This window comes from Pseudoalteromonas sp. APC 3358, from assembly GCF_030408075.1.
GTDB classification, from domain to species: Bacteria; Pseudomonadota; Gammaproteobacteria; order Enterobacterales; family Alteromonadaceae; genus Pseudoalteromonas; species Pseudoalteromonas arctica.
This window is the reverse complement of sequence record NZ_JASDCE010000010.1, coordinates 160,674-176,901: the sequence shown is the minus strand read 5'-3', so window position 1 is coordinate 176,901 and position 16,228 is coordinate 160,674. Positions and strand designations below refer to the sequence as shown.

Below are 16,228 nucleotides of genomic sequence, written 5' to 3'. Positions count from 1 at the left end.
ATACACTCCCTTGTGTACTATTGGTTATAAGCCGCTTGGCTTATAACCATTTTTTTAAGCCTATATGCTAACTCTTCTCTAGTAAGGGTGCTTCTGTCGGATCGAAAATTCGATACGCCACTAGCTTTAAACCATCGTTAATAAAAAACCACACCAAAGCATATGCCCACACTGCAAGTGCCCATCCCCATCCTAGTGGGGTCATAAACACACCATAAACAGCAATAAGTGTTGCTATAACTTGCGTGCCAAATACAGCGACCATTAATATAGCAGACGGTTTAATAGACCAAAATGGACCTCGGGTACGCGCTAAAAATATAGTCAGATGCCCTGCTACAGAAAGTAATAAGTACATTAATGTTTGAAGATGAGGACGGTCGAGTTCAAATACTTTATCGCCCAAGTAAAATAAACCAAAGGCTGCAATTGGCCCTACAATTCCCAGCACAGATGCAATACCTAAAACGAGCCGCATATTCCATGTTTCGGGCTTATTTTGATAATGCACATTGTCGTATGCAATAGACAAAATGGCGGCATCGTTAAGTAAAGCAAGCATCACAATCATGACTGCTGTTAACGGATAAAAGTTAAAAATTAATATCGCCATTGTCATAAAAAGTAATACGCGCAGTGTTTCAGCAACCCTGTAAATAGCGTAACTGTTCATGCGTTGAAATATTTTTCGGCTTTCTTTAACTGCATCAATAATAACCGACAAGCCATCGGTCATTAACACAATTGATGCTGCTGAACGCGCTGCATCTGTAGCACCCGATACAGCAATGCCACAGTCAGCTTTTTTAAGTGCTGGCGCATCATTTACGCCATCTCCTGTCATGCCAACAATGTGCCCTCTATGCTGAAGCACATCAATAATATGGTATTTATGCTCAGGGAATACTTGTGCGAATCCGTCAGCACTCTCGATAGAATCATCTAACTGTGTGGCTTGATGATGCTCAGTTGCACCAAATCCACTAGCATCAAGAATGTTTGTCCCTAAACCCAGTTTACTTGCAGTTTCGCGCGCAATGGCCACTTGGTCGCCCGTGACCATTTTAACACTCATACCCATTTCTTTTGCATCGGCAATGGTTTGTATTGCTTCTTCACGCGGTGGATCAAAAAGTGGCAATACGCCTATAAATTGCCATTTACCTTGCTCGTCTGTTTTAGCAACCGCTAAAGAGCGAAACCCACGTGCTGCAAATTCATCTATTGATGCCTCAACTTGAGTTTTAACTGCCTCAATATTAGCCGACAAAGCTAAAATAACCTGCGGTGCACCTTTGGTCACTTTAAACGTTTTGCCATTAGCATTTTTAATTGACGCTTCGGTGCGTTTGCTCACAGGATCAAATGGCTGAAAATGTTCTATATGATAAGAATCTAGATGCTGCTCAGCTTTTACACTTTGTAATACTGCTAAGTCAATCGGATCGTTATTTTCTGAGCGAGATGCTAATGCCGCGTACAATATAACTTGCTCAGCAGAGCCTTTATTTATTGAGTTTTCGATATAAAACGGGTCACCCAACGTTAATAGGTTTTGTGTCAATGTGCCGGTTTTATCGGAACACAGAATATCAACACCCGCTAGCTCTTCAATTGCAGCTAAACGTGTTACAACCACTTGCTTTTTAGCCAATAAACGAGCGCCTACAGCCATAGTAACTGATAGCACTGTTGGCATTGCAACTGGTATTGCAGCAACAGTTAATACCAGTGCAAACTGCAATGTGGTGATCATTGGATCATCGCGAAACAAAGCAACAATAACTATAAGCAACACTAAAGCCGCAGCAAGCATTATTAAATAATTACCAATTTTAAGCACCGCACGCTGAAAATGACTTGCGGTTCGCTCCCCTTGCACTAACTGTGCTGTTTTACCAAAAAAGGTATTAGCGCCGGTTGCGTATACTATTGCCTCTATTTCACCTTGGCGAATAATAGAGCCCGAATAAACAGTTTCACCCGCCGACTTTACAACCGGTAACGACTCACCCGTAAGTGATGATTGATCTACTTCTACTGAATCACCATCGAGCAAACGCGCATCTGCAGGCACTATATCGCCCATCCGCATTCTAATAACATCACCTGGTACAAGCTCGCTGGCATTTAAATTTTGCCATTGAGTATCGCGGCGAACGCGTGCTTTGTTAGCTAATTTTGCTTTTAATGCGGCAATTGCATTACCCGCTTGATGCTCTTCCCAAAAGCCAACCAATACGTTGGACAACAATAATACAAGAATAATAAAAAAATCAGCCCAGTGCTTAGCAAGCGCAGATAAAATAATAGCAGCCTCGATCATCCACGGTATTGGTCCCCAAAAGTAAGATAAAAATTTGAGTAGTAGGTTTGTTTTTTCTTCAACTAGTTCGTTAGGTCCATATTGTGCCAATCTTTGTGTGGCATCAGTTTGGCTTAACCCGTCGGATGATGTTTTTAGCTTTGCTTGTAATTGTGCTAAATCGAGCTTGCTCCATTCATCGCAATTTTGATTATGTGAAGACTTGTTTACTGAACGATTTGATGACTGATGCGCTGACGAAATTTTGACCTTTTCCATACGAGCCTTCTATACAACATTGAGTTGAATAACTTGAGGTAATTAAAACCTACTAACCGTATAGCTAACATAAACTAAAGCTGTCGATATTGTTCTTACAAATATATTAACTTTGATCTAACGCAATATTTAAGATGAAATAATATAAAAAGGATTATTTTTAGAAGATGACAAAGAGGGTGGATTATTAAAAGAAGTGCTCAAAGGCTATACATTGGGCTGAAATAGTAAATAACTCAGCCCAATGTATTTTTAGCTACAACCTTAAGGGTATAGCTATTTTTTTATTACTTTACAGTAAATTTCACGTCTTGGTCGCGTAACAAGTAAAGTGCAAAACACGCAGCCCACATTGGCCATGCAGTAAAGAATAATAAGTTATTAAAGCCATCTATATACTGGTTGTACGAAGAAAGCGTTGATAAGCCATGCATTACAAAAATGATACCGTAAGTTATACGCTTTTTAATACCCGCTAAAAATGCCAATACTAATACAAGTTGTAGAGCACCGATAACATAAGCAACTATGTCAGATGAGCCACTAATACCGTAAAAATGTTCGAAAATACGTGCGCTATGACCAGGGTTTACGAATTTATCGAACGTCCACATAACCATTACAATAAATACGCCTAAACGCAAAGATAAAAGTGACCATTGCAAACGGTTTTGCACATCAGAACTCATTGAACCTGTCATAAAATTTCCTTAAATGAATATTAATAAACGTTGAAGTAACCTAGACCGTATAAGTTATTTTTTATTTCAAAAAAATTTAATTATTTTAACTAAAAAAGTAATTAAGCTTTGTAGTAATAAAAGTGAAGCTTATTTTAGGAATTAAAAAATGCGGCGTAAAAGTTAACAACTTTAAAATGTTAGCAGGTGAAAAGTAGTCTATAATTAAAAAAGCCCATTAAAAGCAAATATTTACATTCACTCTAATACAATCGCTCTATTGATATTTTATCGACTGATAAAACTATAGTACTTAATTACCACCTTTATAATACATCTGTTTTGTTATGTTCTAAAAAACAAAAAGAATCGAAATTTTACTGAAATTTATTTTTAATCCTTTCGGTCTTTATCGCCAACAACATTTTAACCGTAGAGAGAAAACGTTTGAAACACGCATATTTAGCACTTTCCCTAGCCACCATATTAAATACACCACTTAATGCTTTTGCAGCCGAAGAATCAAAAACAACAAAAGATGGCGCAATAGAGCGCATTGAGGTGGCAGGCCAAGTTATTAAATCTCAAGGTCTTTCGGTTAAAAACGCCACTGTAGACGGCCCGTTTGGCGACAACTTAGCCCTACAAGATATAGCCCGATCAGTAACACCAATTTCAAGCGAGTTAATAGAGCAACTCAATATTACGACTTTACAAGACGTGCTCGCAGTAAGCCCTAATACCTATTCAGCCAGTGGTTTTGGCGCACCAAGTTTACCTACTATTCGTGGGCAATTAGGTGAGCTTTTCCAAGATGGTACACGCCGACAAGCCGGTAATAACGGCTTTGGCGTGCCGTTATCGTTCAACTCTATAGAACAGATAGACGTGGTAAAAGGCGCGCCGCCGGTATTATTTGGCTCAAGCCAACGCAACGGTGGTTTTGTAAACTTACATTCTAAAAAAGCATCAACTGACGAAAGTAAAGGCAAAGCAACGGTATCTGCAGGTCGATGGGATCAGTACAGTGTTTTAGTGGATTACAGTGCACCCATTGTAAAAGATAAAGTAGGTTTTAGAGTAAGCGCTGAACACATAGATAACGGCAGCTACTACGACTTTTCAGGCACAAAGAGCGACAGCTTATTTGCATCATTACGCGTATTACCCGATGACAAGAGCAGCTGGGATATTAACTTTGAGTTATACCAAGTTGAATTTACCGATAACGCAGGTATTAACCGCCCTACTCAAGCGCTAATAGATAATGGCCTTTATATTACCGGCCAAGGCGTGCAAGCAAATGGCAGCACAGTACCGGCAGCAGGTTCAATAATCTCACCAACTGGGCAAGTAAAAATAGACCGTAGTACAGTACTTACCGATCCTGATAATCAAAACGAAGCCACTACTTATTTACTACACAGCATTTATAAGCGTGAACTTTCCAACAACGCATCCATTAAAAACATTACGTATTTTCAGCACTTACAACGCGAAGAAATTGCACAAAATAGCTTTGTTGAAATTATAGATGGTGCCGATACCGCGCAAAACCGTACCGAGCTTACCTACCTTTGGAATAGTAATCAGCAAACAATTTTTGCATTTGATGTGCGTTATAACCGCGTATTAGGCTACAGCCAATTTACAACAGAAGCCGACTTACCTATTGATTTAACTGGCCCAATTTCAAATCGCCGCATTCCTTTAACTGATGTACAACAAGCGCGTTTAATTGAAATTAGCCCAGGTATATTTGTATCCCCTGGTGGTCAATATGATATTAATAATGACGGCAATGGCGACTTTAACTTATCAGACACTACCGATTCGCGCTCATGGCAAACAGGCTTTGCTATTCAGCAAGATTCTGATTGGACAGATAAGTTTCATACAAGTGTTGGCTACCGCATTGATTTTTATGACGTAGACGCGCACGACCCAATAGCACCAGAAGGTGAAATTGCAGCTCGCGATAGCATTAACGATAAGCTACATTCGGGGCAAGTAAGCTTTAACTACCGATTAAATGGTGATTACACCACTTATGGTGCAGCAAGTTACAACGAAGCCACATCAAATAGCATGGCTGGCGGCACGTCTCTTGGTGGCGACAACACGATTAGCGCGCAAAACTTTTCAACCGAAAATACTTTAGTTGAATTTGGTTTAAAATACGCACCAACCGACAGTGATTGGTACGCCGATGGAGCAGTATTCAGCCAACGTCGTAGTTTACGTAATCGCGATGGTAGCAATACCGGCATTCGTACTACCGGCTTTGAAAGCCAAGTATTTTATGATGCTTACCCTTATTGGCTAAGTGCTGGCTACAGCTATATTGACGCTCGCTACGATAATTCTGCAAGTAGCCAAGATTCAGCTCAAGTAGCCGATGCATTTGACAACTCACGTCCAGATATTATTGAAGGTACCAGTGTTGGCGCACCTAGCTTTACCGCTTTTGCACCTTCGAACACCCGTGTACAGGGTATCCCTGAGCAATCGTTCAGCTTTAACGGAAATTATTCAATTAATTCGAAATGGCAAACGGGTTTTTCAGGTCTATATACAAAGAGTTACCCATTAGACTTTTTGGCGACAGTAAAAATTCGTGATCAGTACACACTAAACGTAAATACTAGCTATGCTTTTACGCCTAGTACCAAGTTACGATTAGATGTGAACAACGTAACGAATCAAAAAAACTGGCGCCCAGTATTTGAAGGCGGTTACTTTGGTGCAACTTTAGCTTTCCCTGAGTTGCCAATTAACGCCAAGTTAACCCTTACGCATAGTTTTTAAGAGAGAGAACATGATTAAAAAAATATTTTTATTATTGATTGCAGCGGCCGCCGTCGGCCTGTTCTTTCATTTTGACTTACACCAACTACTTACGCTTGATGGCTTAAAAGGGTCAATGGATCAGTTTAGCGATTACAAAGAGCAGTCACCGTTGTTGGTTATTGGTGGGTTCTTTTTACTATACGTAGTTGTAACTGCTCTCTCTTTACCAGGCGCCGCTATTTTAACACTTGCCGCAGGTGCATTGTTTGGCTTGGTAGAGGGTTTATTGGTTGCATCTTTTGCCTCAACTATTGGCGCAACGCTTGCCTTTTTAGTATCGCGTTACTTACTACGCGACACTATTAAACAACGTTTTCCTGAGCGCTTAGCCGCCATTGATGCAGGCGTTGAAAAAGAAGGTGGATTTTACTTATTTACCCTTCGTTTAGTGCCGGTGTTTCCGTTCTTTTTAATCAATTTACTAATGGGTGTTACCTCAATAAAGTCATGGACTTATTACTGGGTAAGCCAAGCAGGTATGCTAGCCGGTACATTTGTATTTGTTAACGCAGGTACGCAACTGGCTCAAATAGATAGCTTATCTGGAATTTTATCATTCAACTTAATCTTATCATTCGCTTTATTGGGCATTTTCCCATTCATTGCTAAAGGAATCTTAAACGTGTTTAAAAAACGTCGCGTATACAAAAACTACACTAAGCCTAAAAAATTCGACCGTAACATGATTGTTATTGGCGCAGGCGCAGGTGGTTTGGTAACAAGTTATATAGCCGCTGCTGTTAAAGCAAAAGTAACCCTTATTGAAGCGGGCGAAATGGGCGGCGACTGTTTAAACTATGGTTGTGTTCCAAGTAAAGCAGTCATTAAAAGCGCTAAAATTGCAGAGCAAATTCGCCATGGTGAAAACTACGGCCTAGAAAACGCAACACCACAGTTTTCGTTCAAAAAAGTAATGGCACGTGTACATAAAGTTATTGCCGATGTAGCACCACACGACAGTGTTGAGCGTTACACAGACTTAGGCGTAGATGTAGTAAAAGGTTACGGTAAATTAATAGACCCGTGGACTGTAGAAATTAAACTTAACGACGGTGGCACGCAAACACTCACCGCTCGTACTATTGTGATTGCCACTGGCGCACGCCCATTTGTACCGCCACTACCTGGTATTGAAGAAACTGGCTATGTAACAAGCGATACATTGTGGAATAAATTTGCAGAGCTAGATGAGGCACCTAAAAAACTTGTAGTACTAGGTGGCGGTCCAATTGGTAGCGAATTAGCACAAAGCTTTGCACGTTTAGGTTCAAGTGTTACGCAAATTGAAATGAGCGAACGCATCATGATCAAAGAAGATCTTGAAGTGTCTACTTTTGCTCACGAAGCGTTAACCGAAAGTGGCGTTAATATTTTAACATCGCACCAAGCACTTCGCTGTGAAACGCGCGATGGTAAAAAATATATTGTTGTTAAACATAACGACAAAGAAATAGATATTGAATACGACGAGCTATTATGTGCTGTTGGTCGAAGTGCGCGCCTTAAAGGTTACGGTCTTGAAGAGCTAGGCATAGAAACAAACCGCACAGTAGTAACTAACGAATACCTAGAAACACTGTACCCAAATATTTTTGCAGCAGGCGATATTGTAGGTCCATACCAGTTTACACATGTGGCAGCCCATCAAGGTTGGTACGCAGCGGTAAATGGCTTATTTGGTCACCTTAAAAAGTTTAAAGTAGATTACCGTGTTATTCCGTGGACTACGTTTATTGACCCAGAAGTTGCACGTGTTGGCTTAAACGAGCAAGACGCAAAAGACAAAGGCATAGATTACGAAATTACTCGTTTTGAATTTGAAGAGCTAGACCGTGCAATTACCGACAGCGCTACAAAAGGCTTTATTAAAGTGATTACACCCAAAGGCAAAGATAAAATATTGGGCGTTACCGTGGTATCTGAACACGCTGGCGATTTAATTGCTGAGTTTGTACTGGCAATGAAACACGGCTTAGGTCTTAACAAAATACTCGGTACTATACACAGCTACCCTACTTGGGCTGAAGGTAACAAATACGCAGCAGGTGAGTGGAAACGCGCTCATGCACCTGAAAAAGTGCTTAACTTGCTTGAAAAATACCACACTTGGCGTAGAGGTTAATTATGTTTAAAACACCTCTAAAAGCATTGCTACTTGGTTCGGCTTTAGTTGTAACATCGTTTGCAACATCATTTTCGGCCCAAGCCCAAAACATGCACGATAGCTGGAATGCATTATTAAATAAGCATGTTGTCGCTATTAACCATAATCACAGTACTGAGGTTAATTACGCTGCCATAAAACGTGAGCATGCACAGCTAAAAACGTATTTAGATTCGTTAACGGCTGTAACGCAAAGCGAATTTGACGCATGGGAAAAGCCTAAGCAACTCGCTTTTTTAATCAATGCTTATAATGCGTGGACTGTTGAACTTATATTGACTAAGTACCCTGATATTAAGTCAATCAAAGACTTAGGGAGCTTTTTTAGCTCACCATGGAGTAAAGAGTTTGTGCCATTACTTGGCAAAACTCGCAGCCTTGATGATATAGAACATGGTTTAATTCGTGGCAGCGGTAAATACAACGACCCACGCATTCACTTTGCAGTAAATTGCGCAAGTATTGGTTGCCCAGCGCTTCGAGAAGAAGCGTATACAGCCACTGATTTGGAAAGCCAATTGCAAGAGCAAACAGTGCGCTTTTTATCAGATATGACACGCAATATGGCTCAAGAAAATACGCTAAGCGTGTCTTCAATATTTAAGTGGTACGGCGATGACTTTGAAAAAGGCTTTAGAGGTACAAACACGCTACAGCAGTTTTTCTTGCAATACAGCGATGCACTTAAACTGATACCCGCTCAGCAAAAAGCACTAAAAAATGATGACATGAAAGTTAAATTTTTAGACTATAACTGGGATTTAAATGTTCGCCATTAAGTTTTGGCAAACACAGGCGCGATACAGCTTTTGCTGTGTCGCGTTTTGCGTTTGTACAATCGCAAATTTTGCTGCTTTTTCGAGCACTGCGTTTGCTAATACCGTTATTAACTCAAATAGTAAAAGTAATTTAGTAATAAACACACAACAGGGATCTCGCTGGCAACAAGTTCAAACACTTGGTAGCAATCAAGATGTATACTTTTATGCATGGGGTGGCGACGCGCAAATAAATGCTTATATTCAATGGGCAGCGCAGCAAGTTAAAACTAAGTACAACATTAACCTAGTGCATGTAAAATTAAGCGATACCAGCGAAGCAGTTAGCCGTGTACTTGCCGAAAAATCAGCAAACAATAACAACCAAGGCAGCGTAGATTTAATGTGGATCAACGGGGCTAACTTTGCCACCATGAGTGAGCACTCTCTGCTTTTAAAGCAATGGGCAAATAAACTCCCCTACTTTGCATTAACCGATCCGGCTAATAACCCTGCTGTAACCTTTGATTTTGGTTTACCTACCAATGGGATGGAAGCGCCATGGGGGCAAGCGTCACTTACATTTTATTACGACAGCATTGCAATAAATGGTAAGGCAAACAATAAATTGCCGACGACATTAAACGAATTATTAAACTGGAGCGCGCAAAACCCTGGTCGCTTTAGTTACCCAAAGCCGCCTGACTTTTTAGGTATGAGCTTTTTAAAATACGCCTTAGTTGTACTGCATCAGCAAAGCGGCGAAAACATTAAAGCGCAGCTAAACCAACCAGCTACAACTAAAAATACGGCACAAGTATTAAACCCACTGTGGGACTTTTTAGATAAACTACACCCAACGCTTTGGCGTAGTGGCAGTCATTTTATGCAAAGTGGTGCTCAAATGCGCCGCCTTGTGGACGATACAGAGTTAAGTTTAGCCTTTACTTTTTCAGCACCTGAAGTACCGGCAGCTGTAAAACGCTATGATTTACCAAACAGCATTCGCAGTTACGCAATGAGTGATGGCAGTTTAAGTAATACTCATTTTGTGGCAATCCCTTACAATGTAAGCCACCAGCAAAGTGCGCAATTAGTGGCTAATTTTTTACTCAGCCCTGAGGCGCAAGCTGAAAAACAAAAAGCGCATATATGGGGCGATAAAAGCGTACTTATTCAATCAACGTTAACGCCTGAACAGCAAGCCTTATTTAAAACAGCTAAACCGCATCCAAGTGCACTGCCTTTAAACAGTATTAAACGCACATTGAGCGAACCTCATCCAAGCTGGGTAAACGCCATTATGCAAGGTTGGCAAACCCGTTATGGAGTAAGCCAATGAGCGTTATTTCAAAAAGTGCACCAGTAAATACCAAAGCAACAACGCAGTGCAGCACCGATATGTTTACGCGCATTGTAAAATTTAGCCCACGATTTTTACTCGCTTTACTTATACTACCCGTACTTGGTGGCTTAATTAGCGTATTGCTGCCTGCCTTTGGTTATGCGCCCGTACTTGAGCAAACAACGTTTAGCTTGCAAGGTTTTAATGCCCTTTGGCAAACACCTGGCCTTACCCAAATGGTTACCTTAAGCGTTGCAACGGGCTTAATAAGTACTTTGCTTGCATTTATCATTACCTTAATGATTTTAGCTGCGTTTTTTAATAGCCCGTGGCTTAACCGAATTCAGCGTTTATTGAGCCCTATATTAGTGATACCTCATGCCGCCGCGGCTATTGCAGTAGGGTTTTTAATTGCCCCTTCAGGTATGATTTCACGCTTAGCGTCGCCTTGGTTAAGCGGTTGGGATCTTGCACCAAACGGCATATTTCCCCATGACTCGTTTGGTATTAGTATTATTTTAGGCTTAACACTCAAAGAGCTTCCCTTTTTATTACTAATGGCACTGGGCGTACTTGCTCAACCTGAGCTTGGCAAAAAATTACGCCAACAACATAAGGTTGCGCTTAACTTGGGTTATTGCCCAATGACCGCCTTTTTTAAAGTAATACTGCCAAGCCTTTATCCGCTGCTGCGCTTACCACTTTTAGCCGTGCTTGCCTATGCAAGTGCCAGTGTAGAAATGCCACTCATTTTAGGCCCAAATACACCACCTACGTTGGCCGTTGCAATAATGCATTGGTTTAACGATGTTGATTTAAACCTGCGTATTAAAGCCTCAGCAGGTGCTTTATTACAACTGGTTGTTACAGGCGGTTTATTAGCCCTTTGGCTTGGCGGGGAAAAGGCCGTAAAAGTGCTATTTAGCGACTCTCTCACTAATGGAGTGCGCGAATACGGCGGATTTTATTGGCAAAAAATAACGGTAGTACTCACCACATTAGTAATTAGCTTTATACTGTTGTCACTTATTGGTTTAGTTATGTGGTCGGTTGCAGGTTTTTGGCGCTTTCCAGATGCAATGCCTGAGCAATTTACACTACTGCATTTCAAAAGTGCGCTAATGCAAATGGGCAGTCCGCTTTTTAATACGCTAGCAATCGGTTTAGTAACCACACTATTTGCCATTATTCTTACTTTATTATGTTTAGAATCAGAGCAGTTGAGTGACAAACCTATTTCTCGTTTTACCAGTTTAATTATTTATTTACCGTTATTAGTACCCAGTATTGCCTTTTTGTTTGGGCTAGTATGGATACAACAATTGGTAAATAACCAAGCCGCATTTTTTAATGTGGTACTTACGCATTTACTGTTTGTGTTGCCTTATGTGTTTTTGTCACTTGCGAGCAGTTATAGGCGCTTAGATCCTCGTTTTGCTCATGTTGCAGCAAGCCTAGGCGCAGCGCCATGCAAGGTGTTTTTTAAAGTAAAACTACCTCAGTTGTTTGCCCCTATTTTAATTGCAGCCGCACTGGGCTTAGCAATTAGTTTTGGACAATACCTCCCCACGCTTTTAGCTGGCGGCGGGCGCATAGCTACAATAACAACCGAAGCCGTTACGCTTGCCAATGGCGCAAGCAGACGCACCAGTGCCGTGTACGCTATTATGCAAATGGCGTTGCCACTTATTGGATTTATACTGGCATGGGGTTTACCTAAATATTTTTTCAAAAGTGCACGTGTTTAAAAGTACGCAAGTTTAAACGCGCACATATTTAAAGCACCCATGTTTAACACTATCAGGGTTAAGGTTTTTTAATGCAGTCATCGTTACAGATTAAAAATTGTCAGCTTTATCGCCAAAATGAGCTGTTACTTAGCTTAAACGAGCAAGTTAATGGCGGTGAAATTCTAACTATTATGGGCCCATCGGGCAGTGGTAAATCAAGCTTATTAAATTGGCTTACGGGTACTTTACCAAGTAGCTTTAAGGCCAATGGAGAGGTGTGGCTTAATGGTCAAAATATCGATAATACCCCTCCACACTTGCGCCATATTGGAGTGCTTTATCAAGACGCTTTATTGTTTTCGCATTTAACTGTTGCTGGTAACATTGCCTTTGCAATGCCCAAAGGTAATAAAAAACAACGCCTTGAAAAAATAGCACACGCACTTGAGCAAGTTGGTCTTAAAGACATGGGTAATCGTCACCCCGATAACTTATCGGGCGGGCAACAAGCCCGTGTTGCATTATTACGTATGCTGCTGAGCGAACCTAAAGCCATTTTACTCGACGAACCCTTTAGCAAACTCGACACCCAACTGCGTGTTGATACACGCGAACTCGTGTTTAGCCAAATACGCGATCATAAGCTACCTGCAATTATGGTAACTCATGACCATAGCGACGCCGACGCTGCAAATGGCAAACTCATTACTTTAAATAGCGCACTTTAATTCGTGGCTTTAATACGCATAAGGCAACAAACATGCTAGACAAATTTATCACCCCTGTAATTAAGCCACTTTTAACACCTGTGGTTATGCTTATGCATAAACGCGGCATAACTGCCGATCAGCTCACTGTGGTTGGCTTTTTAGTTGGCTTATTAGCCGTGCCATTACTGGCATTTGAAATGTGGTACGGGGCATTAGTTGCCATTGCTTTAAATCGAATTTTAGATGGACTTGATGGCGCATTAGCACGCTATGCAAACCAAAGTTCAAGCGCGGGTGGCTTTTTAGATATCACACTCGACTTTTTATTTTACGCGGCTATTCCGCTTGGCTTTATTTTGGCAAACCCTGAGCAAAACGCGATAGCGGGATCGTTATTACTTGCCACTTTTATTGGTACGGGCTCAAGCTTTTTAGCTTTTGCGATTGCCGCCGAAAAATTTAAACTCGAAAAACCGCAATTTAAATACAAAAGCTTTTACTACTTAAACGGCTTAACCGAAGGCACTGAAACAATAGCGCTATTTATTGCATTTTGTATTTGGCCGCAGCACTTTGCGGTTATGGCGAGCATTTTTGCTATTGCGTGTGGCATAACTATTTTTACCCGTATACATGGCGGTTATCACACGCTTAAGCAACAAGAAGCCGATGCTAACAAAGCAGCTGAAAACATGCCTAGCAGTGCAAATTCAGAGGTAATAAATGACTAATGAAGTATGGTGGCGACTCGGCTGCTTTTTTAGTATTTTAATTATAATGATGCTGCTTGAATGGCAAAAGCCTGCTCGCCAAGCACCTATTAAAAGCAGTACACGTTGGTTTGCTAATTTTGGGTTAGTGTTTGCTTCATCAGTTATTGCGCGCTTAGTGGTCCCTATTGGGTTAACCGCCGTGGCACTTTACAATCAAGAGCACGGCATTGGCTTATTTAATCAAATAGCCCTACCAAGCATTATAATTATTATATTGAGCATACTTTTACTCGATATATTAATTTATTGGCAGCATAGATTATTTCATCAAGTGCCTATTTTATGGCGCTTGCACCGCGTACATCACGCCGATGCCCACGTTGATACAAGTACGGGCTTGCGCTTTCACCCTATCGAAATTGTACTGAGCATACTTATAAAACTCATTGCAGTAACTGCTCTTGGCGTACCTGCCATTGCGGTACTTATATTTGAAATAGCACTTAATGGTTTAGCATTATTTAATCATGCAAATATACGCCTACCTAATGCTATTGAAAAACCACTTCGTTTAATATTAATGACGCAAATATTGCATAGAATTCACCATAGCCAAGTGGTTAGTGAAACTAACTCAAACTATGGTTTTAGTGTAATTTGGTGGGATAAATTATTTGGTAGCTACAAAGATAAAGCTAAAAAAACCGACGCAGATATAAATATTGGCTTAAAAGAATACCCAAGCAAAAAGCAAAATGCCTCATTGTGGGGCTTATTGATCATGCCTTTTAAAAATAAGTGAGCATAAGCTCACTTAGTTAATATATTACATCAGGTTATTTACTTTTTATATTTTTTATTGCTTTTAAAATGTCGTCTGGGCGCTGAAAAACTGCCATATGATCGCTATTACTTAGAGGTATATATTGCCCACCCGATTGCTCACTAATTTGCTGGCTCCATAAAGAGCCCTCTTGTTGCCATAATACTAAGTTATCAACGAATTCAGGTTCTGCATTTTTAATATCATGCGACTCAAAATCAGTATCTATAACGGAGATTGGAGTGGATGTGGCTATATCGGCACTAATAACACGATTTAAATCATCATGATAATTCATAATCTCTCTTGCTCGTGTTACTTGTTTATCAATTTGAGTACGGCTTTGGCTTATTAAATCAAAATACGGCCAATCCATTTCTGCTTTATACTGTGAAGGGATGAGTGTTTCGGTCGTTGTACGTTCATCAATTAATTTATCTCGAGTCCTTTGCGTCCAATTACCTTCTTCTATATGTGTGATTAAGGTATCACCCGCGTCTCTATACCAATATACGGGCCAATCTTGATACAAGCTAATAGAGTGTGGCAGCAAAACATCAGGGTCAATCCACACCATACCGTTAAGGCTAGTTACAAATTGTGAATCAGGTGAATTTTGCCATAAATGAGCCAAAATATTTGCACTGGCAAAGCTAACAATAATTAGCTCCTTTTCATTAAGCAGTCCTAACGTTTTATCTAATGCAGGCACAAAAGAAGCATACGATGGTTGCTCAGCAGGGCTACTAAAACCGCTTCCAAAGCGTTCTATAACGTGTACACGATGAGTTTTTGCTATCAATGGCTGCAGTAAAGCAAACCAAGCACTGTCACTATGAAAGTTTTTATTAAAGCCCGATAAAAGAATAATCGCGGGCCCCGAATGTTCAAGGCCCATGCTACGTACATGTACATCGTTTTTTTGTTGTTGATCAACGCGATATAATTTTGAGTAGGTATCGAGTTTAGTTTTACTTACTGTATCAAAAAAGCTTATTAATTCTTCAGTGGTGTTAAAACTACTAAATGCCCAACTATGCCCACCGCCTTCAATTGCTACCAATTGGTTGATATAGCTATCATTTTTAAATGTATATTTAGCGATTGCCTGACTTTTTTCTAATTGTACACCCGAATCAATACTGTTTTCTTTGGCTATTATTTCAATAGCAAGCCTACTTGGGATTAATCCAAAATTTGAATGAGTTTTACCTTCAAAGGGTAAAGTCTGATCATTTGTGCCATGTACCATCATGTAGTTGGTGTGATTTACTATCTCGCATCGTTGAGACAGCTGCTCTGACATAGGCGAGGCAACTGATGCTATGGCCGCAAACTTTAAACTACTATTACACATTAAATTTTGTGTAAATAAACCTCCTTGAGAAAACCCGACCGCAAAAAGCTCTCCATCAATAATGTTGTATTTAGCTTTAACATCATCAACAACATTTTCGACAAACACCAAATCATTAATGCCTAATCGATGGGGTTTATTGCAATCACATCCTTCATTCCACTCTTCAACTTTTGATTGTGGGTAAACAACTATATAATTTTCTGATGCAGATTCAAACGCAGCCATACTCTGCATATTTTTAGCGCTCTGCCCAGAACCATGAAAAGCTAATAAAAGCTTATAAGATTTTTTTGTATCAAAGTTATTACGTGGTGTTGCCACATAATAACTTCGATTTTTTAATTTAACTTTAGTTAAACCCTTGGGCTGGGTACTTGTTAAACTCGAATCCTTATTAGTACCATTACAACCGGCCATTAATAATGTGACAGTCATTATTTTCAATAATAAATATAAATAAGTACGCATCTTCTCTACTCTCATTAAATATGAGTTGGTAGCAAATCATATA

General features: G+C 40.2%; 11 protein-coding genes. 8 read left to right on the top strand and 3 right to left on the bottom strand.

The annotated features are described in order from the left end of the window. Window positions 1–67: 67 nt before the first annotated feature. Window positions 68–2,584 (bottom strand): plasma-membrane proton-efflux P-type ATPase, encoded by a 2,517-nt coding sequence (locus QL995_RS15865; RefSeq protein ID WP_290294578.1) that lies wholly within the window; start codon window positions 2,582–2,584, stop codon window positions 68–70. A gap of 287 nt (window positions 2,585–2,871) precedes the next feature. Beyond that, entirely contained in the window at window positions 2,872–3,285 is a 414-nt protein-coding gene (locus tag QL995_RS15860) for a hypothetical protein (protein ID WP_007581772.1), read from the bottom strand. A gap of 426 nt (window positions 3,286–3,711) precedes the next feature. On the opposite strand from QL995_RS15860, the gene QL995_RS15855 reads away from it, so the two are divergent. From QL995_RS15855 to QL995_RS15820, 8 genes are all read left to right on the top strand, one after another. After that, complete coding sequence (locus QL995_RS15855; protein WP_290294577.1) at window positions 3,712–6,072, top strand: TonB-dependent receptor; 2,361 nt, start codon at window positions 3,712–3,714, stop codon at window positions 6,070–6,072. 10 nt (window positions 6,073–6,082) lie between these two features. Beyond that, the gene (locus QL995_RS15850) at window positions 6,083–8,236 is read left to right on the top strand and encodes a bifunctional TVP38/TMEM64 family protein/FAD-dependent oxidoreductase (RefSeq protein WP_101216402.1); all 2,154 of its coding nucleotides are present in this window, start codon (window positions 6,083–6,085) and stop codon (window positions 8,234–8,236) included. Window positions 8,237–8,238: 2 nt separating this feature from the next. Beyond that, the gene (locus QL995_RS15845) at window positions 8,239–9,057 is read left to right on the top strand and encodes a DUF547 domain-containing protein (protein ID WP_290294576.1); all 819 of its coding nucleotides are present in this window, start codon (window positions 8,239–8,241) and stop codon (window positions 9,055–9,057) included. Next, a complete protein-coding gene (locus QL995_RS15840) occupies window positions 9,044–10,378 on the top strand; it encodes an ABC transporter substrate-binding protein (protein ID WP_290294575.1) in 1,335 nt (444 codons plus the stop codon). The genes QL995_RS15845 and QL995_RS15840 overlap by 14 nt, the downstream gene beginning before the upstream one ends. Then, window positions 10,375–12,129 carry an ABC transporter permease subunit gene (locus QL995_RS15835; protein WP_290294574.1) on the top strand — a complete coding sequence of 585 codons (1,755 nt, stop codon included), beginning with the start codon at window positions 10,375–10,377 and terminating at the stop codon, window positions 12,127–12,129. Before QL995_RS15840 ends, QL995_RS15835 begins: the two co-directional genes overlap by 4 nt. A gap of 71 nt (window positions 12,130–12,200) precedes the next feature. Then, entirely contained in the window at window positions 12,201–12,839 is a 639-nt protein-coding gene (locus tag QL995_RS15830) for an ATP-binding cassette domain-containing protein (protein WP_290294573.1), read from the top strand. Between the two features lie 32 nt (window positions 12,840–12,871). Then, window positions 12,872–13,552, top strand: coding sequence for a CDP-alcohol phosphatidyltransferase family protein (locus tag QL995_RS15825; protein ID WP_024607849.1), 681 nt, complete (start codon window positions 12,872–12,874; stop codon window positions 13,550–13,552). Beyond that, the gene (locus QL995_RS15820) at window positions 13,545–14,336 is read left to right on the top strand and encodes a sterol desaturase family protein (protein ID WP_290294570.1); all 792 of its coding nucleotides are present in this window, start codon (window positions 13,545–13,547) and stop codon (window positions 14,334–14,336) included. Before QL995_RS15825 ends, QL995_RS15820 begins: the two co-directional genes overlap by 8 nt. 34 nt (window positions 14,337–14,370) lie before the next feature. Here the strand turns inward: QL995_RS15820 and QL995_RS15815 are convergent, their stop codons facing one another. Further along, on the bottom strand, window positions 14,371–16,152 hold the full coding sequence (locus QL995_RS15815) for an alpha/beta hydrolase (protein WP_290294569.1): 1,782 nt from the start codon (window positions 16,150–16,152) through the stop codon (window positions 14,371–14,373). Between the last annotated feature and the right edge of the window lie 76 nt (window positions 16,153–16,228).

Excerpts from the sequence above, each read along its gene's own strand:
- QL995_RS15815 (WP_290294569.1), bottom strand. The coding sequence starts at position 16,152 with ATGACTGTCACATTATTAATGGCCGGTTGTAATGGTACTAATAAGGAT.
- QL995_RS15865 (WP_290294578.1), bottom strand. The coding sequence starts at position 2,584 with ATGGAAAAGGTCAAAATTTCGTCAGCGCATCAGTCATCAAATCGTTCA.
- QL995_RS15835 (WP_290294574.1), top strand. The coding sequence starts at position 10,375 with ATGAGCGTTATTTCAAAAAGTGCACCAGTAAATACCAAAGCAACAACG.
- QL995_RS15860 (WP_007581772.1), bottom strand. The coding sequence starts at position 3,285 with ATGACAGGTTCAATGAGTTCTGATGTGCAAAACCGTTTGCAATGGTCA.
- QL995_RS15850 (WP_101216402.1), top strand. The coding sequence starts at position 6,083 with ATGATTAAAAAAATATTTTTATTATTGATTGCAGCGGCCGCCGTCGGC.
- QL995_RS15825 (WP_024607849.1), top strand. The coding sequence starts at position 12,872 with ATGCTAGACAAATTTATCACCCCTGTAATTAAGCCACTTTTAACACCT.
- QL995_RS15845 (WP_290294576.1), top strand. The coding sequence starts at position 8,239 with ATGTTTAAAACACCTCTAAAAGCATTGCTACTTGGTTCGGCTTTAGTT.
- QL995_RS15820 (WP_290294570.1), top strand. The coding sequence starts at position 13,545 with ATGACTAATGAAGTATGGTGGCGACTCGGCTGCTTTTTTAGTATTTTA.
- QL995_RS15830 (WP_290294573.1), top strand. The coding sequence starts at position 12,201 with ATGCAGTCATCGTTACAGATTAAAAATTGTCAGCTTTATCGCCAAAAT.
- QL995_RS15840 (WP_290294575.1), top strand. The coding sequence starts at position 9,044 with ATGTTCGCCATTAAGTTTTGGCAAACACAGGCGCGATACAGCTTTTGC.